Below are 643 nucleotides of genomic sequence, written 5' to 3' on the forward strand. Positions count from 1 at the left end.
TGCCGGTGTTGCCGGTGAGGACGTTGTTCAGGGCATTGCCGGTGCCGTTGAGGTTGTCGCTGCCGCGCAGGGTCAGGTTCTCGACGTTGTTGCTCAGGGTGTAGCTGACCGAAGACACGACGGAGTCGATTTCGCTCAGCGAAGTGCCGAGTTCGATTATCACGTCACCGACGTTGTCGACGACGTAGGTGTCGTTGCCGGCACCGCCGGACATGATGTCGGCGCCGGCCTTGCCGTCGAGGATGTTGTCCGCACTGTTGCCGGTCAGCTCGTTATTCAGCTCGTTGCCGACCAGATAAAAACTGCCGTTACCCATCAACTGACCAGCCTCGACGTTGGCTGACAACACATAGTTGGCGCTGCTCTGCACCCGGTCATAGCCTTCGTTGGCGTTTTCAATGATGACGTCGTTGGTGTTGTCGACGATGTAGGTGTCATCGCCGGTACCACCGCTGAGGGTGTCAGCGCCGACGCCGCCGTTGAGCAGGTCGTCGCCGGCTCCGCCTTGCAGGTTGTTGGCGAGAGCGTTGCCAAGCAGCGTGTTGTTCAGGTCATTGCCGAGCACGGTGAAGGCACCGGCGGCGCCCAGTGTGACGTTCTCGATATTGCGCAGGCTGGTGCTGTTCAGATCGATAACGCCGGT

At 60.2% G+C, this 643-nt stretch carries 1 protein-coding gene; it reads right to left on the reverse strand.

Going from position 1 to position 643, the window contains the following annotated elements; translation table 11 throughout:
- Positions 1-643 (reverse strand): calcium-binding protein (locus tag ACOI8A_RS28240; RefSeq protein ID WP_420657994.1); only part of this gene is annotated, 643 nt, incomplete at both ends.

The organism is Pseudomonas sp. P4795, assembly GCF_048822895.1.
Taxonomy (GTDB): domain Bacteria; phylum Pseudomonadota; class Gammaproteobacteria; order Pseudomonadales; family Pseudomonadaceae; genus Aquipseudomonas.